This window comes from Parasedimentitalea huanghaiensis, assembly GCF_009753675.1.
In the GTDB taxonomy this organism is placed as follows: domain Bacteria; phylum Pseudomonadota; class Alphaproteobacteria; order Rhodobacterales; family Rhodobacteraceae; genus Parasedimentitalea; species Parasedimentitalea huanghaiensis.
Genome location: NZ_WQLV01000008.1, coordinates 86,406 through 107,343 on the forward strand (window position 1 = coordinate 86,406; position 20,938 = coordinate 107,343).

Consider the following 20,938-nt stretch of genomic DNA (forward strand, 5'->3'; position numbering starts at 1 on the left):
TTACAGACTTATCCCAATACTGATGATTTGGGAGATCTCCATGAAAGTTCTTATTCTGGGTGGCACAGGTACCATCGGCACCGCAGTGACCACAGAGTTGACCCGGCACGGGCATAACGTCATCGGACTTAGCCGCTCGGTAACCTCGGACCAGACACTGTTGCAACTGGGTGCGACCCCCTATCGGGGAGACTTACGCAAACCGGACCACTGGGCGCATTTGGTACGTGAAGTCGACGGGCTGATCCAGTTGGCCACCACTTTTGATGACGATATGGCAGCAGTGGATACCCGTGCAATCACGGAAATTCTGCGCCGTGCAGCCCAGCGTGAAACTCCGCTCCGATTGTTGTATACTGGGGGGTGCTGGCTATATGGGGCTACCGGCAACAGTGTTGCCAGCGAGACCCGGCCGCTGCGTCCAATCGAATCTTTTGCCTGGATGACGAAGAATGGTCAGTCTCTGGCAAATGCTGCACAGATCTCAGCGGCAATTCTTCACCCTGCGATGGTTTACCACCAAGATGGTGGCGTGTTTGCACGCTTCATCCAGCAGGCACAGGATGGTGACCCAATTGAGGTCTGGGGCAGTATCTCCACCCGCTGGCCACTGGTCCATCGTGACGACTTGGCGGTGGCCTATCGCATGGTACTGGAAGATAGCAACCTGACCGGCTCTTTCAACGTCAGCACAGAGGACGGTACCAGCGTAGGCGATATCGTCGCCGAGATTTCTAAAAGGCACAGCCACAAGGCAGGTTACCTCGTTCGGAACTTAAAACATGTGGTGGCTAAACATGGCAATTGGGCCGAGGGACCAACGCTGGACCAGCAAATGAGCGCAGAGAAAATTCGCCGCCTGTGTGGCTGGTCACCGCGCCATGCTCAATTCCAGAACGCTGTCTTTTGACGGGTGCTAGGTGTTCCAGCGGGAAACCCTGGCTCTGAAACGACAAAGGGCAGGTCTTGCGACCTGCCCGTCATTGCGAGAACACCAAGAGGGAGGAGCCGGTGCCGCTCGCATTTATCTCTTACTTGGTTGCGGCTTTTTTAGCAGCAGTGGTCACGTCAGCGGTGGCCTTTTTAACAGCAGTTGCTGCTTCTTCGCTGATGTCTTTGCCTGCGGCCATCATCAGCTCAACTGTGTCCATCTGGACCTTCTTGGCGATTTCAGCAAAAGCAGCCAGGTTTTCAGCAGCAACTTCAGCTGATGCGCTGGCGAAGTCAGTAACCGATTTGGCATAGTCAGCAGCATCAGCAGGGGCTTTAGACACGCCGCTCAGCTTAGCCAGAGTTTCTTTGGTCCACTTGTTGGACACTTCAGCTGATTTCTCAGCAGCGGTCAAAGCAACAGTCGACAGCTTTTCGTTCAGAGCAGCTGTGTTCTTGAACGCGTCTTCCATGGAAGCGGTGTCTACGGGAAATGCACCCATCATGTCTTTCATGACGGCGGTAAAGTCTTGGGTCGAAGCCATTGTTCCAAATCCTCAAAGTGCCGCCGGTGGGACAATCCCGCCTGCTCAGCATGAGAACTATATGCATTCTGCATCGCAGCATTTCAAGATATTTATTGCTGCGCTGCAGAAAAAACTTACGGCATCAATGTTTTCAACGCCTTGCGCTAACCTTCACATAGGTTCCGGGCGCTGGGGACAGCGGCGGATGGTTAGAATCACCCGGTTGACGCGCTGCAATCTGCTTGCCGGATCGTTTTTTCAGCCATGTTTGCCAGCGCGGCCACCACGACCCTTGGTGGAACTGGGCATTCGCAAACCACGCATCGGCATCAACCTTCAGATCGGCGTTGGTATAGTGCCCATACTTCTTCTTGCTTGGTGGATTGACGATGCCAGCGATATGACCCGACTGCGAGACGATAAAGCTCTTTGAGCGAGACCCCATTTGTTGCACGCCGCGATAGCAATCTTTCCAGCGCGCAATGTGATCCGTCTCGCAGGTGATCGCCATCAATGGAACATCCACTTCGCTCAGTTGCAGCTTGTGCCCCATCAGCTCAATCCCACCTTCAGCAAACTCATTTCGCTGGCAAAGCCCACGCAGGTATTGCACTGCCATTTTGGCCGGCAGGTTAGCACCATCACCATTCCAATACAGCAGATCAAAGGCTGGCGGCGTTTGCCCCATCATGTAACTGCGTATGGCAGGCGCATAGATCAGGTCATTGGACCGCAGATAGGAAAACGTACGCGCCATGATGTAAGAGCGCAGCATCCCAACTTCGCCCACCTCTTCTTCGATACCATCAATAAAATCATTTTGCAGGAATGGCGTGAATTCACCCTGATCGGAAAAATCTGTCAGTGCCGTGAAAAATGTCGCCGATTTCACCGATTTGTCACCGCGCTGTTTCATCAGTGACAAGGTCAGGCCCAGTGTGGTGCCAGCAATGCAATACCCCACCGCATTAACCTGTTTGACGTCGCAGATCTGCTTGACCACATCGATTGCCGTCAGAAACCCATCCTGAATATAATCTTCCATGCCCACATCAGCATAGCTTTCGTCAGGGTTGATCCAAGACACTACAAACAGAGTATACCCCTGCTCGACCACCCATTTGATCAGGCTGTTCTGCGCCTTCAGGTCCAGAATGTAGAATTTATTGATCCAGGGCGGGAACAAAACGATTGGGGTTTCGCAAACAGTGTCTGTGCTGGGACTGTATTGGATCAACTCCATCATCCGGTTGCGATAAACAACTTCACCTTCTGAAGTGGCGATATTGCGCCCGAGTTCAAAGGCGCTTTCATCGGCAAGTTTCACTACCAATTCGCCACCATTGGCTTCTAGGTCAGCAACCAGGTTTTCCAATCCGTCGATCAGTGACTGCCCCTCGGTTTCAACCGCCTTTTCCAATGCATCCGGGTTGGTGGCCAGAAAATTCGTTGGCGCCATCATATCAACGATCTGATCGGCAAAATAGCGGAGCCGCTGTTTATCCTTGCCCTCTAGATCAGTAATGTCTGCGACAGACTGACGGATCGCATCTGCATTGGTTATGTACTGTTGCTGGACAAAATGAAAGTAGGGGTTGTTCTGCCACATGGGGTTGGCAAAACGACGATCACTGGATTTCGGCACGGATCCCTCAGCAGTTTCCGCCGTTATCGCCTGTTGGGCTTCAGCAAAGTTCATGACGGATTTGCCCCAGAATTCAACCTGTTGCTCCAACAGTCTGGCAGGGTTTTGCACCGCTTCAGCCCAATATGCTGTTGCTGCACGTGCAAAGAGATCTTGATTCGGACCATCCAGAGCCGCGTTATGGGCCGTTTTATTCCCCATCACATCCGCCAACCGCTTTGAAAGCTGCTCGACATGATCCATGTTTTTCTTAAGTCGTTCAATGTGTTCCGAGGATAGTCCAGTGAAAGTATCGTCAATTGTTGTCATTTTAATAAATTACCCCTAACTTTCTGCCATGCAGAATAATGTCGCCCCGACGTTATGGCAAAGCGACGAAAAGTCCGATGGGTTGGAATTCTTTTATCCCTGTGATGCGGGCGGCAATCAAGGGAAACACGCATGCGCTATATGATGACCTACGATCTGATGGAAACGGCCCGAAACACAAACCAGTGGTTAGGCTCAACCGCCAGAGCTATGGCATCTTACCCAATGTTTTCCGCTATGCCTAACCCGGCCCTGAACTGGATGGCAGCCTGGGGTGAAGTGACCGAGCGTAGTTTTCAGCGCATGGCGGTGAAACCCGACTGGGGTATCCGCACCTTCACCTGCGAAGACGGTAAAGACCACCTGGTCGAAATCGATACAGTGGTTGAACGCCCCTTTGGCGATCTCATTCACTTCAAAGTTGCCGGCCGCGAAGAACAGCCTCGCAAAGTTTTGCTCATCGCCCCGATGTCAGGCCACTATGCCACTTTGCTACGTTCCACCGTCAAAAGCCTGATTGTAAACTGCGAGGTCTATGTCACAGACTGGCACAACGCCCGCGACATTCCAGTTTCGGCAGGTAAATTCGACGTCGAAGATTACTCTCTCTACTTGGTTGATTTCATGCGTGAGATGGGCCCAGAAACCCATGTAGTCGCAGTCTGTCAGCCGGTCCCGCTTGCCTTGGCCGCCACGGCCTATTTGGCCGAACAGGATCCCAAGGCACAGCCCAGTTCGCTGACCCTGATCGGCGGCCCAATTGACCCAGACGCGGCGCCAACCGAAGTCACCGATTTTGGCCGCCGGGTCACCATGGGTCAACTCGAAGAAACCATGATCCAGCAGGTTGGTTTCAAATACCCCGGTGTTGGTCGTATGGTTTATCCGGGGCTGCTTCAACTCACCTCGTTTATCTCGATGAATGGCGAGCGTCATTCACAAGCGTTCAATGATCAGATCCAGCGTGCCGCCAAAGGTGAAACCTCGGATCATGACAGCCACAACCGGTTCTATGACGAATATCTGGCAGTGATGGATATGCCAGCCGAGTTCTACCTCTCGACCGTTGAAAGGGTGTTCAAAAACCGAGATATCGCGCGGAATGAGTTCACCATCAACGGACACAAGGTTGATTTTGGCAAAATCACCGATGTCGCAGTAAAAACCGTTGAAGGCGCCAATGATGATATTTCGGCCCCTGGTCAATGTATCGCAGCATTGGACCTGTGCACCGGACTGGACAACTCGCGGAAGGCCAGCCATGTTGAACCGGGCGCAGGCCACTACGGAATTTTTGCTGGCCGCAGCTGGCGCAACAACATCCGTCCACTGGTGATTGAATTCATGGACGCCAACAGCCGCAAACCAGCGCCCAAACGCAAAGCACCGCGCAAAACCAAGGCGAAATAAGACGATGGCCACCGCAGTACAACAAGCCTTTTCCTGCAAATGTGGCACACTACGCGGCCATGTCACCGCCCAGGGGATGAAAACGGGCACTCGGGTTGTGTGTTTTTGTCCCGATTGCCGTGCCGTCCAACTCTATCACAAACAGCCGGACCCTGCCCCTGGCCCGGTAGACCTTTTCCAAGTGTCACCAGATACCATCGAAATTTCACAGGGTACGGACTGTCTGCAATTGCTGCAGCTAAGCCCCAAAGGCACGCTGCGCTGGTACGCGAGCTGCTGCGGCACCCCCTTTGCCAACACCCTCGCAAAACCCGGCTTGCCCTTTGCCGGTCTACTTTCAGATAACTTTGCAAACCAAGATGCCTTGGGGAAAATCCGCGCTCGTGCCTTTGTCCCGCAACCAGGCAAGCCTTCCAAAACCACTGGCGCTGCCGTCATGGCCCTAGGTATCATCAGCCGCATGGCCACCAGTCGCATGTCGGGCCGCTGGCGCCAGACCCCATTTTTCAATATCGAAACAGGCGAACCTGTTGCAGAGCCCAAGATCCCGACCAAGGAAGAACGGGCAAAGTTCTATTAGGGGCTGGCCCACACAGTGGGTGATCGAGCGTTAAGCCTCACTGGGATGTGAGTTGTACCCGCTGTGACAGCCCGTATTCTCCGGCTTATGAAAAACAATTTCTCTGGAAAATGCCTGTGTGGCTCGGTCACTTACAAGGCAAACGGACAACCAGTAGTGGTCGCACAGTGCCACTGCGAAGAATGTCGCAGGTTGAGCGGAACGGGCCACACGGTTGGCGCTATGTTCCCCTTGGATACAGTCACTCTGAACGGAGAACTGAGCACATTCAAATACCAGTCAAACAGAGGTTCTGAAGTTACAAAAGCCTTTTGTGGGAAATGTGGAAGCCCAATCTACGGCTCCAATTCGCGCGCACCAGATCATTTGACCTTTTCCCTCGGCACAATGGATGATGCCACGGCTCTGGAAATACAGGTCGTGGTGTTCGAACGCGGCAAACAGCGTTGGGACCAGCTTGGGGCGGATGTCATGTCTTTTGCGACCCAGCCGGATTGGAAACCTGATACGTAAAAATCAGGTTTGACCTGCCAACCACTCTGCCAACACCCTGTTCACCACATCCGGGCGCTCCAGTGTAGGGAGATGCCCAGCAGCGGTGATCACCTGCAAGGAGGCATTTGGTATCAACTCAGCCAAAAACTCATGACGCTTCACAGGTGTCAGCTGGTCGTATTCCCCACACAGGATCAACGTTGGGACCTTGCACTTACGCAGCGTGCCCTGCTGATCCCGCCGCCGCTGCAACGCCCGCGTCTGCGCGACAAACAGAGCCTGCCCCAGCTCCATGCCCATCTGATGCATCAGGTTCAGGACCTCGATCCGTTGCGGCCCTGGAGCCAGGTATTCAGGCAGCATGGACTGGCGCAGAACGTCATCCATTCGCCCTGTTCGCGCACCAATAATCAACGGCTCGCGGGTGGCAGCCTGGGCTGGAGTGTCTGGCAAAGGGCTGGTGCTCATCAGGCACAACCGGCTGACCCGTTCTGGGGCGCGGCGCAGGATTTCCATTGCTACAATTCCACCCATCGACAATCCCGCCAGCGCAAATCTCGATGGCAACTGCTGGAGTAACTGGATTGCTATGTCTTCTATGCGTTCGCCGCCAATCAGTGGGGCGACGGTCACCGGAACCTGCGTCGACAGCGCCATGATTTGAGGTTGGAAAATGCGCGCGTCACACATCATCCCAGGCAACAACACCAGCGGATCCTGTGATAATTGCCCAGTCTGTTCCATAGTGCCTATCCGTTGGTCATGATCGCCGGCAAAGCGCTAGCATTGATCTATTTCCTATCACTGCGCCCTTATCTGCGCCATGGCAAGAGGCCTAAGCCCTGACCAATCCTTGGAATTTCGGAAAGTCACCATATCGACACTGTCGTTGCGTTACCGTTTCAGTCGGCGCATCACCTGCAATCAACAGCCGCCCGCGCGGTGCAATATAGCTGTCGATGCGGCGCATGGGCTGGGGGCGCCAAACCAGATTGAAGGCACAGAGTTTGGGGAAAAACCAAATCTCGGAATATTCCAGATGATCATGCAGCCACCAGGCCAGATCGCGCCAGTCCCGCCCGCGGTCATACTGATCCGCAAACCAGGGGATCACAATTGATGCTCCGGCCACACGCGCATCGCCGCGCGCCCAATCCCAGATGTGGCATTCCAACGGATTGTCATTGCGGGCACAGTTCAAACGGTTCTTATTGCCATATTCATTTACCGCCCGAGACCGATATCCCGACCGCACTGCCACCCGACCAAAGGTATCCTGCAAAGGGTCGAGCAAAGACCGGCAAAACACGCTGCCGGTCTCGATGGCCAGATCCGGATCATCGGGAATGTTCTGGATCTGGTGAAAATTGGCGATCTCTGAATACAGAAATTCGCGCATGTAAAAATGTTCTGACAGGCGCACACGGCCTAGCGTTTCCAGGCTCCACATGCTGCCTGGCCGACGCATGTCAGTAGCCATTCCAACGGAACGCGCCGTTTTCACCCAGAGTTGAGAATGGGTTATGGGCTATTTCCCAGATTGAGCCATCAGGAGCCCGAAAATACCCATGATGGCCGCCCCAGAATACATCCGCTGCTGGCTTTAAAATTTCAGCGCCAGCCACTTCGGCTCGTGCGAGAATCTCAGCAACATCGTCCTTTGTATGGGTGTTATGGCTTAGCGTGATTGCCCCCTGCCCCAGTGCAGAAACCGGCAGGCCAATGTCTTCTGCCAACGCCGTTAGCGGATACAACCCCAGCGTCTGCCCGACCATATCAAAAGCAATCACCCCATCCGGGCTTTCTGCTCGTTTCCAGCCCAGCGCCTCATAAAAGGCGGCGGCTTTTGCCATATCTTCAACACCCAATGTAATCAGGCTGACACGTTGTTCCATCACTCAATTCCTTGCATCTTCAACCACTTCAAAAACCCTACGGTCGCGGCTTTGGTCTGGTCAGGCGATCTGATATCCCCTGCGATAACGTGCGACCGTGGGTCACCTTTTCCGTCAAGGACCACCAGTTGCAGGTCGGCAGGGCCACCCCACCGATCTGCGACAAGCGCCGTCACATCAGGGCGCACAACCTGATCCCTTTCAGAGGTCCAGAACAAAACCGGAACGTTCACTTGTGATACGTCCATTTTTGCGACGGTGTCAACAAGGGCCGCCACCGGAAGTACCGCCACAAGCGGATATGTCGTGGTCCAATAGGTCTTATGGTCTGCGTTCTGCACGGGTCGTGTTCTTTCACGGCCAGCCAACAGCGGTACCCAATACCGCGCAGCTGGTAAGGTTAGAAGTGGCGCCAGCGGTTTGTTTATGCCGTAGTTGGGAGACACAAAGATCATCGCGGCCACGCTCTTTGACATCTCTGGGTCGAATGCAGCAGCTGTTGCCAGCGTTGCGCCTGTCGATGTGGCGATCACCACGACCCGGTCGCCAACCTGTCGCGCCGCAGCCAACCCTTCGGCCATGTCCATCATCCAGTCATTGACGGTCACGTCTGCCAATGCCTCTCCTGACCGTCCATGACCACGCAGCCGGGTGAACACCAGATTGGCGCCCAGCGCCTCTGCGACCTGATCTGGTACCGGACGGATTTCTTCGGAGGTTGCCGAGAATCCATGTACATAAAGCACCGAAACAGGCGTGCGTTGTTCTTTGAACCCTTCGCGCCAGATCACACGCTTTTCAACACCAGGGGTTACATCCTTGTGCTGGCTCTCAATGCTTTCGAAATAGACCTGCACGCCTTCGCCAAATCGGCGCGGCTCAAACGAGGTCTTGAGATCGACCTCCTCATAAGGCCCAAATGCCCAAAGGGCAGCCCCGATAACCGCCAATGCCAGCAGGACCCGCCCCAGCCATTTTCCAAACAGACGCACTAGAGCCCGCCCAGTACATCAACCACGGCATCTTCGATCATCTGTAAACACGATCCATCCGAAAACCGATGATCGGCATCTTTGACCAGTGTCAACCGCATGTCGTCGCAAGTGGCATGGTCCATCAGGTGCAATGCGGTTTCGGTGCTCACCGCGGTATCAGCCGTCCCTTGCAAACACCGCACCGGAAACGGCAGGTTTAGCGGCGCGCGCAACACAAGCTGGTTACGGCCATCCTCGATCATCCGCTTCGAGATGATATAGGGTTCCATATAGTCGCTTGGCAGTTCGACATGGCCAACCTCTTCCAGCGCCTGTTTCTGGGCATCCGTGAAATTTGCCCAATAGCCATCTTCAGTGAAATCTGGTGCCGCTGCCACAGTCACCAGCCCATGAATACGTTCTGGCATCTCTTTGGCCAACAACAACGCCTGCCACCCGCCCATTGATGACCCGACAGGTATAATTGGGCCCTGGGTGAGCGCAGAAACTGCCGCCATAGTGTCCTCATGCCAGTCGCCAATACAGCCTTCTTCGAATGTCCCCGAGCTTTCGCCATGTCCAGAATAGTCAAACCGTAGGAACGCCCGGCCCTGTGCCTTGGCCCAGGCCTCCAGAAATACCGCCTTGGTGCCTTCCATGTCGGATTTCAGCCCGCCCAGAAACACAATCCAAGGCCCTTTTCCCTCACTCTTGTGATAGGCGATGCGGCGGCCCTGCGGGCTATCAAAGCAATCACTAGTACCCATGTCGGATCTCCTCAATTTTCCCAAGATGTGACACGCGCTGTCACGGCCCGCAATTGGTGATTACCTCCCCCAAGCGTTATCCACTGTTTGCATGTTGCTGCAACTGGTCCATAAGACTGCAACATTTTGAGGTGCAGCGTGACCAAATTTTTGAAATTCCTTTTGACAGCAACCTTCTTTTTGGCGTTGGCAATTTTAACGGCCTGGGCCTCTCTCGCCTTGTGGTACCGCCTCCCCTTCGGCCTCCCCACCCGCGCAATTGCGGCTGGTGGTTTTGCTCTATTAGGCTTGGCCGTCGCCACTTCCGTGTTCAGCACTCGTCGCCTGCGTGCTCTGGCCACTTACTGTCTTGCGCTTGCCAGCGTCATCTTCTGGTGGTCCACCCTCTCCCCTCCATCCGAAGCCAACTGGGCCCCCGACGTGGCGCGACAGGTTACTGGGGAAGTCAATGGAGATAATCTGACACTGATCAACGTGCGCAATTTTGACTGGCAAACCCCAACCGAGGCCACCGAACATTGGGAGAACCGCAGCTACGACCTGTCCCAATTGCAGGGCGTTGATCTGTTCATGTCTTATTGGGCTGGCCCCGAAATCGCCCATATGATCGTCAGCTTTGACTTTGCCAATGCGGACCCCATCGCATGGTCAGTCGAAGTCCGTCGTCAGATCGGCGGCGGCTTTTCCCCCATCGCAGATCTGTTCAAAAGCAATACGCTGGTGATCGTCGCTGCGGATGAACGCGACGTTGTTGGCACCCGAACCAATGTGCGCGGCGAAGATGTCCAACTCTACCGTATCAACACCACGCCCGAGAAAGCACGCGCTCTACTCCTGCAATATGTCGAGGCCGCCAACCGCTTGGCGGCCAAACCGCACTGGTACAATTCGCTAACCACCAACTGCACAACTGTAGTCCTGACCATGATAAAAACCATCGTTGACGAAGTTCCACTGGATTGGCGTGTGGTCGCCAATGGCTATCTGCCCGACTATGCCTACGACCGCGGCGTGCTCGACAGCCGTCTGTCTTTAGAACAACTGCGCAAGCGGTCTCATATCAATACAACCGCACTGGCACACGGCCTGACCGATGGCTTTAGCGCTGCTATCCGTCAAAACGTACCAGCCCCCTGAGCATTTCTTCGTTGTATCAATGCTCTATATGACAGGCTGGCGCGCGCCCTCTTTCAGCAGCGCTTGACAGCTGCGCCACAGCCTGCCAAATCAGCAAAACACATATACCCGCAACCGGGCGTTCAGTGGGCGCCAAACTGACGAGGAGTGCCGATACATGGCCCAAGTCTCTCTCACCTTTCCCGATGGCAATGCACGATCTTATGACGCTGGCGTCACCGCCGCGCAGGTTGCCGCCGACATCTCCAGCTCTCTGGCGAAAAAAGCCATCTCCGCCACTTATAATGACCAGCACTGGGACCTGCAGTGGCCAATCCCTGCAGATGGCACCATTGCCCTGCACACCATGAAGGACGAGGCTCAGGCCAACGAGCTGATCCGCCACGATCTGGCCCACATCATGGCTCGCGCCGTACAGGCCCTTTGGCCCGACACCAAGGTCACCATTGGCCCTGTGATCGACAACGGCTGGTACTACGACTTTGACCGCGCTGAACCGTTCACCCCCGAAGATCTGGGTGTGATTGAAAAAGAGATGAAGAAAATCATCAACAAGCGCGAACCTGTGACCACCGAGGTCTGGGACCGTCAGCGCGCAGTGGATTTTTACACCGCCAATGATGAACCTTATAAAGTAGAGCTGATCGACGCCATTCCGGGTGACGAGCCTCTGCGCATGTACTGGCATGGCGATTGGCAGGATCTCTGCCGTGGTCCACACCTTGCCCACACTGGACAAGTTCCCGGCGACAGCTTCAAGTTGATGTCTATTGCTGGCGCTTACTGGCGCGGCGACAGTGACCGCGCCATGTTGCAACGGATCTACGGCGTTGCCTTCACCGGCAAGGAAAAGCTGAAGGCCCACCTGACCATGCTGGAGGAAGCCGCCAAGCGCGACCACCGCAAGCTGGGTCGCGAAATGAACCTGTTCCACATGCAGGAAGAGGCCCCCGGTCAGATCTTCTGGCACCCCAACGGCTGGACCATCTACACCGAGCTGCAAAACTATATGCGTCGCAAACAGCGGGCTGACGGTTATGTTGAGGTCAACACACCGCAGGTGGTTGATCGCAAACTGTGGGAAGCCTCGGGCCACTGGGACAAGTACCAGGAACACATGTTCATTGTTGAGGTCGACGAAGAGCACGCGCGCGAGAAATCGATCAACGCACTGAAGCCGATGAACTGCCCCTGCCACGTTCAGGTCTATAACCAAGGCCTGAAGTCCTACCGCGACCTGCCCCTGCGCATGGCCGAGTTCGGCTCATGTAACCGTTACGAGCCATCAGGCGCCTTGCACGGTATTATGCGGGTCCGTGGCTTTACTCAGGATGACGCCCATATCTTCTGCACCGAGGACCAGATCGAAGAAGAATGCGCCAAGTTCATCGACTTCCTGTCCTCTGTCTACAAGGACCTTGGGTTTGAAAAGTTCGAGATCATGTTTGCCACCCGCCCTGAAAAGCGTGTCGGCACCGAAGAAAGCTGGGATCACGTCGAGGGCGCGTTGGAAAACGCAATCAAAAAGACTGGCCACGCCTATACACTGGACGAAGGCGAAGGCGCGTTCTACGGCCCCAAACTGGATTTCAAACTGACCGACGCCATTGGCCGCGTCTGGCAGTGTGGTACATTCCAAGTCGACCCCAACCTGCCCGAGCGTCTGGACGCCAACTATATCGGTGAGGATGGTGCCAAGCACCGCCCCTACATGCTGCACCGCGCCTGTCTCGGCTCGTTTGAGCGCTTCATCGGCATCCTGATCGAAAGCCACGCTGGCAAGCTGCCATTCTGGCTGGCGCCGCGTCAGGTTGTTGTTGCGTCGATCACATCCGAGGCTGATGACTACGTGATGGAAGTTGTGTCTGAACTGCAAAAAGCAGGCGTACGTGTCGAGGCTGACACTCGCAACGAGAAGATCAACTACAAGGTCCGCGAACATTCAGTTGGCAAGGTCCCCGTAATCCTGGCCATCGGCGCACGCGAAGTTGAAGAACGTACCGTCTCGATCCGTCGTCTGGGCCAAAAACAAAGCAAGGTGGACAGCCTGGCAAATGTTACAAAGCTTCTTGCGCTGGAAGCTACAGCCCCCGATCTTCTGTAACATTTACTACATTCTGACAGTTTTTCCGGCCCCCAAGTGGGGCCGGAACTCGTTTTACACGACAGAAGCTATTGTAATTAAACAGTTTACCAATCTGCGCTTTGTCACAAAATCTGACGCGCACGTGACACACAAGCTCGTGTCTTCAATGTCGATAATTGGTCGGTTAGGGTTTGTCTGTAACAACACGAAACCGAGCTTTATCAAAAAAGGACTTCCCACATGTCTAACACCGCTAAATCCCTGGTTGTCGCAAGTGCCGTCGCCGCCGCCCTGTCCGCAGCGGCCACCACACCTGTAGCGGCCCAGTCCAAAGAGAAGTGCTATGGCGTGTCGCTGGCTGGCCAGAACGATTGCGCAGCTGGCCCTGGAACCACCTGTGCCGGCACATCCGTCACCGATTATCAGGGCAACGCCTGGACATTGGTTGATGCGGGATCTTGCGAAGGCATTGAGCTGCCTGCGGCGGCGGACGGTACGGCCCGCAATGGCTCGCTGGAAGCACTCGCCCGCGACATCCCAGCCTAAATCAACACGACAAGCGGGGCGGGATAGTAATTTCTCGCCTCGCGTTTCCTCGCCGGTCACTTGACCACTTCCCACTGGACCAGACGAGAAATACCATGCTGGACACCACCTTTCCCCAGAGCGACTTGCCTGCTACGGCTGGTGTTGGCTACAAACCCCAGCATTTTTCTCAAATCCTCGAACACCCTGGCTCTGTTGGCTGGCTAGAAATCCATGCTGAAAACTACATGGGAGACGGTGGTCGACCCTTAGCGCAGTTGCGCCGCCTTTCTGAACAATTCCCGATCTCTGTTCACGGTGTCGGTCTTAGTATCGGGGGGGAAGCACCGTTAGATACTGACCATCTGGCCCGCCTGAAGCAGCTGATTGAATGGTTGAACCCAGCCAGCTTTTCCGAACATCTGGCCTGGTCCACCCATGACGCACATTTCTACAACGACCTGTTGCCGTTGCCCTATACCAACGACTCGCTGATCCGCATCTGTGATCATATTGATCAACTACAGCGAACAATTGGTCGGCAAATGTTACTGGAAAACCCATCCAGCTATCTCGCATTTGAGGATAGCACATGGTCTGAACCCGAGTTCCTGACCGAGATCGCCAACCGCACCGGTTGTGGATTGTTGCTGGACGTCAACAACGTCTTTGTCTCAGCCTCCAACCTCGACTTTTCCCCACACGGCTACATCGATGCCTTTGCGCTGAACCGGGTTGGTGAAATCCACCTTGGCGGTCATGATACCGACACCGATGATCACGGCGCGCCCTTGCTGATCGACAGCCACGGACATGCCATTGCTGACCCGGTCTGGGCCTTGTTGGACTACACGCTTGAACGCTCTGGGCCCAAGCCTGTGTTGGTCGAATGGGACAATGACGTCCCCGACTGGCCTGTCCTATCGGATGAAGCAAACCGCGCTGCTTCTGCGCTCCAAAAGATCCCCGCATGAGCACCAACCAAAGCCAATTCACCCGCGCCATGATGGATGCCTCGATACCGGTGCCCGAGGGCCTGATGGATGCTCAAAGCCGTCCGGCGGGGCGTCGGTTCGATGTTTACCGTAACAACGTCGCCGTTTCATTGACCGAAGCCATGCACGCTGCCTTTCCAGTAATTGCCAAACTTCTGGGCAGGGAAAACATGGATGGGCTGTCAGGCCTGTACCTGCGCGCCCACCCTCCGTCATCACCGCTGATGATGTTTTACGGTGAGCATTTTCCCGATTTCCTCGCGGCGATGGAACAACTCAACCACCTGGGCTATTTGCCGGATGTCGCGCGTTTGGAACTGTCCATGCGCCGTTCATATCACGCGGCAGATTCAGTCCCCATTGACCCTGAAAAACTGGCGCAACTGTCCCCGGATGCGCTGATGCAAACAGAGGTCAAGTTCGCACCGTCCATGCAGGTGATCGCTTCCCCCTGGCCGATCTTCGACATCTGGCGCTACAATACTCAAGATGGCGCGGCCAAGCCTGATGGCGTGGCCCAGGATGTAATGATCACCCGACCCGAATTCGATCCAGCTCCCCATCTCCTGCCCCCAGGAGGCGCGGCTTTCATTGTGGCTTTGCAACGGGGCCAAGACATTGGCTCCGCTCATGAGGCCGCACTGGCTAAAACCCCTGAGTTTGATCTCGGGGCAACCTTCACCCTGCTGTTACAAGGCGGCGTAATACTTAAATTAGATACGAAAGGATAAGGCGATGCATGCACTTGTCTCGGTTCACAATGCACTCTTCGGCCTGATCGAACGAGTTGGTGACTGGCTCATGCCTCTGGCAGGGCGGTTGATTTTTGCCTCAACTTTGCTGATCTACTACTGGAACTCGGGCTTGACCAAACTGGGGGATGGAATCTTTGGAATCTTCAGCCCATCGGTTGGCGCCTATGCGCAAATTTTCCCGAAGCAGCTTGAAGCCGTGGGCTACGACGCATCACAGCTTTCTGTTTTTCACTGGGCTGTGGTTGTCGCCGGCACCTGGGCCGAATTCATTCTACCACTCCTGATCATCATCGGGCTCGCCACTCGCCTGGCTGCGCTGGGAATGATCGGGTTTGTGGTGATGCAGTCCCTTACAGATGTCTACGGCCACGGCCAAACTGACATCAAAACACTAGGTGCAATGTTTGACCGTTTCCCAGACGGCATCATTCTCGACCAGCGCCTGTTCTGGGCCTTTCTGCTAACCTATCTTGTTGTCAAAGGCGCCGGTGCAATATCTGTCGATGCCGTCTTGCGCCGTCGGGCAATGCCAGCGATCGCCTAACCGAGGTTTTTAATGAGTACCGGGGCGCCTTTTGGCGCCCCTTTTTGTTGAGAAAGGTTCATTCATGCCAATTCTGGAAGTCAGACGCCACACAATGCGCGCCAAACCCGGACAACATCTTTCGCAGGATGGCGTTTCCCTTGCGCAGCACATTGGCCGCGATCTCGGGCCGTTTGATCTGGTTGTGACCAGTGAGCTACCACGCGCAATTGAAACGGCGATTGCCATGGGCTTTGCGGTTGATCGCTACGTTGCGGACTTGGGTATCCTACCCGACATGGTCTTGGCGGCCCTTGCCTGGCCAAATTCCCTGACCGCAATTTCAAAGATACTGGACGAGGATCAAAACTGTCTCCGATTTGCCCAGCAGCAGGCAGAACTTTGGCGAGATATTTTTGATCAGCTTTCCGACGATCAATCGGCGTTGATCATTACCCACGGCGGCATCATCGAATTGGGCGCTCTTGGTTTTCTGCCCGATAGCACCCCCAACAATTTAGGGGATGCCGTCGGTTACTGCGAAGGATTTAGGTTCACCAAACAAGGAGAGGTATTCACCTGTGAAACCCTCCAAGTTGATGAAAACCTTCGCTTAATCCACAACTAGATCTGCACAGACACCCGTTTCATGTACCAATGCTCGGTTTAAAAATGCGCCTTCGGTTCGTCCGGTTTGCCAGCAGCAATCGCCAAAACTCCAGCCAAGCCAGCAAAACAGATTGGAAATAGCGTAAAGACGTTGAACCCAAATCCAACATACATCCCCGCTGATGACGCCAGTAATAACACGCCGCCCCAAAGCGCCCGCGAACGAGCCATCGCCCCTCCGGCGATTGCCAACATCGGAGACAACACCGCCAAGATTCGCAATTGGGTCACGTTCTGCACCTGCTCGGCGACACCATCGATCTCACCGAAATGCTCGACCGCAGTCGAATAGCCATAACCAAAAAATCCAACGATCATACCAAATAGTCCAGCAATAATCCCCAACACGAGGGCTGCGTTGCGCATCTGTTATCTCCATTCAATGTCACCGCTTAGATAAGTGGTCACAGCTCAAACGCCAAGAGCCGCTTGCGTCTCCTTGCTCCACCCCAAATATAGAACGCCATCACGCTCAATCAGCGGGCGCTTCATCAGCGCAGGGTGCGTTTTTATCAGCTCAAACGGGGATTTTAGACGCTCTTCCTGGGTCAAGCCTCGCCATGTAGTTGATCGTATATTCAACAAACTGTCGCCAAATTGCCCCAGTGCACGTTCAAGAACCACATCAGGCACCCCCTCCCTTCGAACATCCACAAGGTGAAGATCAGGCAATAATTTCAATGCCTTCCGGCAATTGTCGCAGTTTTTTAGACCGAATAACTTCAATTTAGCTTTCCATTTCTTTTGTAGGACGTACAATTTATAGTAGAGTCGCCTTGTTTTACTTGATTTTTTTCATAGCCATGCAAAACTCTACCTCGGCTCACTAGCCTGCCGAACGTTGCATTGATTGCCATGGCATCACTTCAATCTTCGGCCTGCTGGCTGTGCCAGAACCACTTTGAAATTACTCAAAGTGACGCGCAAGGTAGAAGGAGACACGGGGCATGCCAAGCGGAACCGTGAAATGGTTTAATACGACTAAAGGCTTTGGGTTCATTGAACCTGATGAAGGCGGAAAAGATGTGTTTGTGCATATCTCAGCCGTCGAGCGGTCAGGAATGACCGGGCTCGCCGACAATCAGAAGATCAGTTACGAGCTTCAGGAAGGACGCGACGGGCGCCAAATGGCAGGCGAATTGACGTCTTTATAGTTGAGCACTGCTGCGCCTAGAGCCACTCCGGGCGCAGCACAACACCAAATGGCTTATTTCCGCACTCGTTTCAGCCTCTACGTCGTATATACTCCATCATCACACAGGCTGGATCCGCAGGTCGCAACTGAGTTTCGCCGGTCATCTCCCAGTCCTTTAGGTCAAACTTTGGGAAAAAGGTGTCAGCACCTTCGATGGTTAAATCCACCTCAGTAAGCAGCAGACGGTCTGCCATTGGCAGCATCCCTTGATAGATGCCAAAACCGCCAATTCCATAAATCCGCTGATATCCCTGAGCACGCGCCTGCGCTACAGCGGTTTCCAAGGATGGGCAAACAATCTCCGCCGCCTCGGGGTTCGACGACACAACCAAATTTAGCCGGTTCTTTAGTGGTTTGAACGGGAGACTATCCCAGGTGCTTCGCCCCATGATAATCGCCCCACCCAGCGTTTCGCGCTGAAACGCTTTCAAATCCTCTGGTGCATGCCAAGGAATTGTATTGTCTTTGCCAATGGCACCGTTACGGGCCCGTGCCGCGATCAGAGTAATCATAATTATACGGCCACTGGTGCGCGAATTGCAGGATCTGGATCGTATCCCAGAACCTCGAAATCGTCGTATTTGAAATCAAAAATGGAACTAACCTGCCGCCTGATACGGATTTGCGGCAATGGCTTGGGACTGCGAGACAACTGAAGCTGCACCTGATCCAAATGGTTGCTGTAGATATGAGCATCACCCAGCGTATGCACAAAATCCCCCACCTCATGGCCGGTCACATGCGCCAACATCAGTTGCAACAGCGCATATGAGGCAATATTGAACGGGACCCCAAGGAACATATCAGCAGAGCGCTGATACAGCTGCAGGTGCAGTTTTCCATTCAGAACCCGCACTTGCCATAGGGTGTGACAGGGAGGCAGCGCCATCTGCGGCACATCAGCAGGGTTCCAGGCGGAAACGATCAATCGGCGACTATCCGGAGAGGTGCGGATGTTTTCAACCAGCTCTGCGATCTGATCTACGCTGCCTGCCCGATACATTGGCTCGTCACCAGTGGTGCCTTCAATCAGATCCAGCCGCGGAAAATGCCGCCATTGATGGCCATAAACCGGTCCCAGATCGCCATTTTCATCAGCCCATTCATCCCAGATCGACACGCCGTTTTCCTTGAGATAGCCAATATTGGTGTCGCCAGACAGGAACCACAGCAATTCATGAATGATCGATTTCAGGTGCAGTTTCTTTGTTGTGACCAAAGGAAATCCGTCAGCAAGTGGATACCGTGTTTGCAGTCCAAAACTGGACAATGTCCCTGTCCCGGTTCTGTCTGCCGAGGGTTCACCCTCTTCCAAGATCTGCCTTAACGCATCATGGTATTGCTGCACGGAACGGCCCTCCAAACTGCTGATATTCCTGCATTGGACATAACCGTTACAAAGGCCAAGGCCAAGCACTGCTGTACGCAAGTTAAATATTCGGCCACCACACCTCTTTGTCACTGGTGCCCAGCATCAGGCACAGTAAGCTGCGCCGCGAAACCAAGCTGGAGACCGTCATGTCGCTCACCTATCTGCACACAATGATTCGCGTAAAAGACCTCGAAAAAACAATCGCCTTTTTCGAACTATTGGGACTGAAAGAAACCAAACGATATGACAGCGAGGCCGGCCGGTTTTCACTGATTTTTCTCGCCCCTCCGGGACAAGAGGAGTGCCCGGTCGAGCTGACATATAACTGGGACGGCGACGACGAGCTGCCCAGCGACAGCCGTCACTTTGGCCATCTGGCCTACGGTGTCGACGACATTTACGCCACTTGTGCCCACCTGCAGGCCAATGGCATCACTATCAACCGCCCACCACGCGACGGCCACATGGCCTTTGTGCGCTCACCTGACAATATTTCAGTGGAGTTGCTGCAGAATGGTGATCGTTTGGCCCCAGCCGAACCCTGGGCCAGCATGGAAAACAGCGGTCACTGGTAATGTAGCGCGCACCCGCGCCGCGCCGTCTCCGTTTACCGGAGCGGCATGGCGCGGCTAAAAGCTGGGGAAATCTGTGGTATGGCCATGGTCCGGTCGCTTCTGCAACCGTATCCACCTGCTTGTCCATCCTAGAAATCGGAGGCATGCCTGCGGTGCTTGGCCCGGACAAATATCTTGTTCTCACTTTGCCCGTATGCGGTGTTATCTGGCAGATCAAACTGCCAACCGCGCCTTTGGGAACCTTGGCCCCCACCGGAATGATTTAGTAGATGTAACGGATCTGATCTGTCCAATACCGTTCAACACGCTTCAGCGCGGTCGAGATATCTGCGATTCCTTCGATGTCGATAACACCTTTGCCTTCCAGGCCCTCAGCATGACGCGAGAACAACGACGCAACGATGTCACGCACTTCGCGACCACGGGGTGTCAGACGGACACGCACTGAACGACGATCGATTTCACAACGCTGATGGTGCATATAGCCCATTTCAACCAGCTTCTTCAGGTTGTAGCTGACGTTGCTACCCTGATAGTAGCCACGGGTTTTCAATTCCCCGGCGGTTACTTCGTTGTCACCGATGTTGAACAGCAAAAGCGCTTGCACGGCGTTGATCTCCAACACACCGACCCGCTCGAACTCGTCCTTGATTACATCCAACAGCAACCGGTGCAGGCGTTCGACCAGCGCCAGTGCTTCTAGATAGCCAGTCATGAACCCTTTTTGGTCCTGCTGGCCGATTGGCATTTCCATACTCATTCGTTTCTCCGACTCGAATATCTGAGACAGAGTTTGACGAAAATTTCCCAATAATCAGTTAAGTCGTTTTAGGGTTATTTTTGAAAAGTTTGCGATATCTCATTAATCAAGTTCTGCAGGTTGTCTGGCCCGGTCGCCTGACCCGTCACCCACTGATACAGATCCTGATCATTCTCGTCTAACAACGCATCATACAGATCCAGCTGTGCGCCATCCATCTGTGGTAGATTGCGCTGCGCGTATGCTGACAGGATTATGTCCATTTCCTTGATACCGCGGCGCATCGACCGCATCTGCATCCGTTTCAGGCGGTGTTCATGTGTCTCGCTCATACCTGCTCGCCCCGTTCCAAAAGCAAACGTATTTTTTTCTCCAGCCGTGCGGTACGATCAGCACCGTTTCGCATTTCGGTGCGAATTTCGCGTAGCTCATTCAGGATTTCCGAGAAATCACCAACCACCGCCATCTCTTCAATGAGCTGGCTCATACCTTCACCTTCGCCAGTGATCAGCCATTTAATAGATACGTTCAGCACGCCAGCCATCATCGACAGCTTATTTGCGCGTGGTTCTGACAGGTCCTGTTCCCAGCCCAACAAAGTGGATTTTTTGATCCCCAACCGGCGCGCCAGTTGGGCTTGGCTCATACCCGCGACTTCGCGCGCGCCTGCAACCCGGTCTCCAAATGTCGCCGCATCAGGGCCGTACCAATCATAATCCGCTTCACTCATGTCTGCTCTCCGGTTGGGGCCAAGGTAAACGCTTGATCGGCCTTTGGTCGCACCCTATGACAGACCGGCGCAACATTCAAATCG

27 protein-coding genes are annotated in these 20,938 nt (G+C 54.3%); 13 read left to right on the forward strand and 14 right to left on the reverse strand.

Annotated elements, in window-relative coordinates; genetic code table 11:
* The first annotated feature begins 40 nt into the window (after positions 1-40).
* Positions 41-910, forward strand: coding sequence for an NAD-dependent epimerase/dehydratase family protein (locus GO984_RS13910; RefSeq protein ID WP_157023124.1), 870 nt, complete (start codon positions 41-43; stop codon positions 908-910).
* 121 nt (positions 911-1,031) lie between these two features.
* On the opposite strand, the gene GO984_RS13915 is transcribed toward GO984_RS13910, so the two are convergent.
* Positions 1,032-1,475, reverse strand: a complete 444-nt coding sequence (locus GO984_RS13915; RefSeq protein ID WP_157023125.1) for a phasin, PhaP — start codon at positions 1,473-1,475, stop codon at positions 1,032-1,034.
* Positions 1,476-1,608: 133 nt separating this feature from the next.
* Entirely contained in the window at positions 1,609-3,411 is a 1,803-nt protein-coding gene (phaC, locus tag GO984_RS13920; protein ID WP_157023126.1) for a class I poly(R)-hydroxyalkanoic acid synthase, read from the reverse strand.
* 132 nt (positions 3,412-3,543) lie between these two features.
* Here phaC and phaZ point away from each other — a divergent pair, with 132 nt between their 5' ends.
* The 3 genes from phaZ (at position 3,544) to GO984_RS23825 (ending at position 5,914) form a co-directional block, all read left to right on the forward strand.
* Positions 3,544-4,821 carry a polyhydroxyalkanoate depolymerase gene (gene phaZ / locus GO984_RS13925; protein ID WP_157023127.1) on the forward strand — a complete coding sequence of 426 codons (1,278 nt, stop codon included), beginning with the start codon at positions 3,544-3,546 and terminating at the stop codon, positions 4,819-4,821.
* A gap of 4 nt (positions 4,822-4,825) precedes the next feature.
* Positions 4,826-5,401 (forward strand): DUF6151 family protein, encoded by a 576-nt coding sequence (locus GO984_RS13930; RefSeq protein ID WP_157023128.1) that lies wholly within the window; start codon positions 4,826-4,828, stop codon positions 5,399-5,401.
* Between the two features lie 87 nt (positions 5,402-5,488).
* Positions 5,489-5,914 (forward strand): GFA family protein, encoded by a 426-nt coding sequence (locus tag GO984_RS23825; protein ID WP_157023129.1) that lies wholly within the window; start codon positions 5,489-5,491, stop codon positions 5,912-5,914.
* Positions 5,915-5,917: 3 nt separating this feature from the next.
* On the opposite strand, the gene GO984_RS13940 is transcribed toward GO984_RS23825, so the two are convergent.
* The 5 genes from GO984_RS13940 to GO984_RS13960 form a co-directional block, all read right to left on the reverse strand.
* Positions 5,918-6,640, reverse strand: coding sequence for an alpha/beta fold hydrolase (locus tag GO984_RS13940; RefSeq protein WP_157023130.1), 723 nt, complete (start codon positions 6,638-6,640; stop codon positions 5,918-5,920).
* 91 nt (positions 6,641-6,731) lie between these two features.
* Positions 6,732-7,346, reverse strand: coding sequence for a hypothetical protein (locus GO984_RS13945; protein ID WP_157023380.1), 615 nt, complete (start codon positions 7,344-7,346; stop codon positions 6,732-6,734).
* 19 nt (positions 7,347-7,365) lie between these two features.
* The gene (locus tag GO984_RS13950) at positions 7,366-7,791 is read right to left on the reverse strand and encodes a VOC family protein (protein WP_157023131.1); all 426 of its coding nucleotides are present in this window, start codon (positions 7,789-7,791) and stop codon (positions 7,366-7,368) included.
* A complete protein-coding gene (locus tag GO984_RS13955) occupies positions 7,791-8,783 on the reverse strand; it encodes an alpha/beta fold hydrolase (RefSeq protein ID WP_167740343.1) in 993 nt (330 codons plus the stop codon). The genes GO984_RS13950 and GO984_RS13955 overlap by 1 nt, the downstream gene beginning before the upstream one ends.
* A complete protein-coding gene (locus GO984_RS13960; RefSeq protein ID WP_157023132.1) occupies positions 8,783-9,532 on the reverse strand; it encodes an alpha/beta hydrolase in 750 nt (249 codons plus the stop codon). The genes GO984_RS13955 and GO984_RS13960 overlap by 1 nt, the downstream gene beginning before the upstream one ends.
* Before the next feature lie 138 nt (positions 9,533-9,670).
* Here GO984_RS13960 and GO984_RS13965 point away from each other — a divergent pair, with 138 nt between their 5' ends.
* The 7 genes from GO984_RS13965 (at position 9,671) to GO984_RS13995 (ending at position 16,181) form a co-directional block, all read left to right on the forward strand.
* Positions 9,671-10,669, forward strand: a complete 999-nt coding sequence (locus GO984_RS13965) for a lipoprotein N-acyltransferase Lnb domain-containing protein (RefSeq protein ID WP_167740344.1) — start codon at positions 9,671-9,673, stop codon at positions 10,667-10,669.
* 157 nt (positions 10,670-10,826) lie between these two features.
* Positions 10,827-12,773 carry a threonine--tRNA ligase gene (gene thrS / locus GO984_RS13970; protein WP_157023133.1) on the forward strand — a complete coding sequence of 649 codons (1,947 nt, stop codon included), beginning with the start codon at positions 10,827-10,829 and terminating at the stop codon, positions 12,771-12,773.
* A gap of 222 nt (positions 12,774-12,995) precedes the next feature.
* Positions 12,996-13,301, forward strand: a complete 306-nt coding sequence (locus GO984_RS13975; protein WP_157023134.1) for a BufA1 family periplasmic bufferin-type metallophore — start codon at positions 12,996-12,998, stop codon at positions 13,299-13,301.
* A gap of 95 nt (positions 13,302-13,396) precedes the next feature.
* Complete coding sequence (gene bufB / locus GO984_RS13980) at positions 13,397-14,254, forward strand: MNIO family bufferin maturase (protein WP_157023135.1); 858 nt, start codon at positions 13,397-13,399, stop codon at positions 14,252-14,254.
* Entirely contained in the window at positions 14,251-15,006 is a 756-nt protein-coding gene (locus GO984_RS13985) for an HvfC/BufC N-terminal domain-containing protein (protein ID WP_157023136.1), read from the forward strand. The genes bufB and GO984_RS13985 overlap by 4 nt, the downstream gene beginning before the upstream one ends.
* Before the next feature lie 4 nt (positions 15,007-15,010).
* The gene (locus tag GO984_RS13990) at positions 15,011-15,574 is read left to right on the forward strand and encodes a DoxX family membrane protein (RefSeq protein WP_157023137.1); all 564 of its coding nucleotides are present in this window, start codon (positions 15,011-15,013) and stop codon (positions 15,572-15,574) included.
* A 94-nt stretch (positions 15,575-15,668) separates the two neighbouring features.
* Positions 15,669-16,181: a phosphoglycerate mutase family protein gene (locus GO984_RS13995; protein ID WP_157023138.1), complete on the forward strand. Its 513-nt coding sequence runs from the start codon at positions 15,669-15,671 to the stop codon at positions 16,179-16,181.
* Positions 16,182-16,219: 38 nt separating this feature from the next.
* Here GO984_RS13995 and GO984_RS14000 read toward each other — a convergent pair whose 3' ends face one another.
* Both GO984_RS14000 and GO984_RS14005 read right to left on the reverse strand, forming a co-directional pair.
* Entirely contained in the window at positions 16,220-16,588 is a 369-nt protein-coding gene (locus GO984_RS14000) for a hypothetical protein (RefSeq protein ID WP_157023139.1), read from the reverse strand.
* A 45-nt stretch (positions 16,589-16,633) separates the two neighbouring features.
* The gene (locus tag GO984_RS14005; RefSeq protein ID WP_157023383.1) at positions 16,634-16,948 is read right to left on the reverse strand and encodes an ArsC/Spx/MgsR family protein; all 315 of its coding nucleotides are present in this window, start codon (positions 16,946-16,948) and stop codon (positions 16,634-16,636) included.
* 221 nt (positions 16,949-17,169) lie between these two features.
* Between GO984_RS14005 and GO984_RS14010 the strand changes: the two genes are divergently transcribed.
* Positions 17,170-17,376, forward strand: a complete 207-nt coding sequence (locus GO984_RS14010; protein ID WP_138164771.1) for a cold-shock protein — start codon at positions 17,170-17,172, stop codon at positions 17,374-17,376.
* 70 nt (positions 17,377-17,446) lie between these two features.
* On the opposite strand, the gene GO984_RS14015 is transcribed toward GO984_RS14010, so the two are convergent.
* Positions 17,447-17,929: a dihydrofolate reductase gene (locus GO984_RS14015; protein ID WP_157023140.1), complete on the reverse strand. Its 483-nt coding sequence runs from the start codon at positions 17,927-17,929 to the stop codon at positions 17,447-17,449.
* Positions 17,930-17,931: 2 nt separating this feature from the next.
* Positions 17,932-18,765: a thymidylate synthase gene (locus GO984_RS14020; RefSeq protein ID WP_167740345.1), complete on the reverse strand. Its 834-nt coding sequence runs from the start codon at positions 18,763-18,765 to the stop codon at positions 17,932-17,934.
* A gap of 170 nt (positions 18,766-18,935) precedes the next feature.
* Between GO984_RS14020 and GO984_RS14025 the strand changes: the two genes are divergently transcribed.
* The gene (locus tag GO984_RS14025; protein WP_138164774.1) at positions 18,936-19,364 is read left to right on the forward strand and encodes a VOC family protein; all 429 of its coding nucleotides are present in this window, start codon (positions 18,936-18,938) and stop codon (positions 19,362-19,364) included.
* Positions 19,365-19,626: 262 nt separating this feature from the next.
* On the opposite strand, the gene GO984_RS14030 is transcribed toward GO984_RS14025, so the two are convergent.
* From GO984_RS14030 to GO984_RS14040, 3 genes are all read right to left on the reverse strand, one after another.
* Positions 19,627-20,124, reverse strand: a complete 498-nt coding sequence (locus GO984_RS14030) for a MarR family winged helix-turn-helix transcriptional regulator (RefSeq protein ID WP_171021760.1) — start codon at positions 20,122-20,124, stop codon at positions 19,627-19,629.
* A 74-nt stretch (positions 20,125-20,198) separates the two neighbouring features.
* Positions 20,199-20,456, reverse strand: a complete 258-nt coding sequence (locus GO984_RS14035; protein ID WP_157023142.1) for a succinate dehydrogenase assembly factor 2 — start codon at positions 20,454-20,456, stop codon at positions 20,199-20,201.
* On the reverse strand, positions 20,453-20,854 hold the full coding sequence (locus GO984_RS14040; RefSeq protein ID WP_157023143.1) for a helix-turn-helix domain-containing protein: 402 nt from the start codon (positions 20,852-20,854) through the stop codon (positions 20,453-20,455). The genes GO984_RS14035 and GO984_RS14040 overlap by 4 nt, the downstream gene beginning before the upstream one ends.
* Between the last annotated feature and the right edge of the window lie 84 nt (positions 20,855-20,938).

Excerpts from the sequence above, each read along its gene's own strand:
- GO984_RS13910 (WP_157023124.1), top strand. The coding sequence starts at position 41 with ATGAAAGTTCTTATTCTGGGTGGCACAGGTACCATCGGCACCGCAGTG.
- GO984_RS13915 (WP_157023125.1), bottom strand. The coding sequence starts at position 1,475 with ATGGCTTCGACCCAAGACTTTACCGCCGTCATGAAAGACATGATGGGT.
- phaC (WP_157023126.1), bottom strand. The coding sequence starts at position 3,411 with ATGACAACAATTGACGATACTTTCACTGGACTATCCTCGGAACACATT.
- phaZ (WP_157023127.1), top strand. The coding sequence starts at position 3,544 with ATGCGCTATATGATGACCTACGATCTGATGGAAACGGCCCGAAACACA.
- GO984_RS13930 (WP_157023128.1), top strand. The coding sequence starts at position 4,826 with ATGGCCACCGCAGTACAACAAGCCTTTTCCTGCAAATGTGGCACACTA.
- GO984_RS23825 (WP_157023129.1), top strand. The coding sequence starts at position 5,489 with ATGAAAAACAATTTCTCTGGAAAATGCCTGTGTGGCTCGGTCACTTAC.
- GO984_RS13940 (WP_157023130.1), bottom strand. The coding sequence starts at position 6,640 with ATGGAACAGACTGGGCAATTATCACAGGATCCGCTGGTGTTGTTGCCT.
- GO984_RS13945 (WP_157023380.1), bottom strand. The coding sequence starts at position 7,346 with ATGTGGAGCCTGGAAACGCTAGGCCGTGTGCGCCTGTCAGAACATTTT.
- GO984_RS13950 (WP_157023131.1), bottom strand. The coding sequence starts at position 7,791 with ATGGAACAACGTGTCAGCCTGATTACATTGGGTGTTGAAGATATGGCA.
- GO984_RS13960 (WP_157023132.1), bottom strand. The coding sequence starts at position 9,532 with ATGGGTACTAGTGATTGCTTTGATAGCCCGCAGGGCCGCCGCATCGCC.
- thrS (WP_157023133.1), top strand. The coding sequence starts at position 10,827 with ATGGCCCAAGTCTCTCTCACCTTTCCCGATGGCAATGCACGATCTTAT.
- GO984_RS13975 (WP_157023134.1), top strand. The coding sequence starts at position 12,996 with ATGTCTAACACCGCTAAATCCCTGGTTGTCGCAAGTGCCGTCGCCGCC.
- bufB (WP_157023135.1), top strand. The coding sequence starts at position 13,397 with ATGCTGGACACCACCTTTCCCCAGAGCGACTTGCCTGCTACGGCTGGT.
- GO984_RS13985 (WP_157023136.1), top strand. The coding sequence starts at position 14,251 with ATGAGCACCAACCAAAGCCAATTCACCCGCGCCATGATGGATGCCTCG.
- GO984_RS13990 (WP_157023137.1), top strand. The coding sequence starts at position 15,011 with ATGCATGCACTTGTCTCGGTTCACAATGCACTCTTCGGCCTGATCGAA.
- GO984_RS13995 (WP_157023138.1), top strand. The coding sequence starts at position 15,669 with ATGCGCGCCAAACCCGGACAACATCTTTCGCAGGATGGCGTTTCCCTT.
- GO984_RS14000 (WP_157023139.1), bottom strand. The coding sequence starts at position 16,588 with ATGCGCAACGCAGCCCTCGTGTTGGGGATTATTGCTGGACTATTTGGT.
- GO984_RS14010 (WP_138164771.1), top strand. The coding sequence starts at position 17,170 with ATGCCAAGCGGAACCGTGAAATGGTTTAATACGACTAAAGGCTTTGGG.
- GO984_RS14015 (WP_157023140.1), bottom strand. The coding sequence starts at position 17,929 with ATGATTACTCTGATCGCGGCACGGGCCCGTAACGGTGCCATTGGCAAA.
- GO984_RS14025 (WP_138164774.1), top strand. The coding sequence starts at position 18,936 with ATGTCGCTCACCTATCTGCACACAATGATTCGCGTAAAAGACCTCGAA.
- GO984_RS14030 (WP_171021760.1), bottom strand. The coding sequence starts at position 20,124 with ATGAGTATGGAAATGCCAATCGGCCAGCAGGACCAAAAAGGGTTCATG.
- GO984_RS14035 (WP_157023142.1), bottom strand. The coding sequence starts at position 20,456 with ATGAGCGAGACACATGAACACCGCCTGAAACGGATGCAGATGCGGTCG.
- GO984_RS14040 (WP_157023143.1), bottom strand. The coding sequence starts at position 20,854 with ATGAGTGAAGCGGATTATGATTGGTACGGCCCTGATGCGGCGACATTT.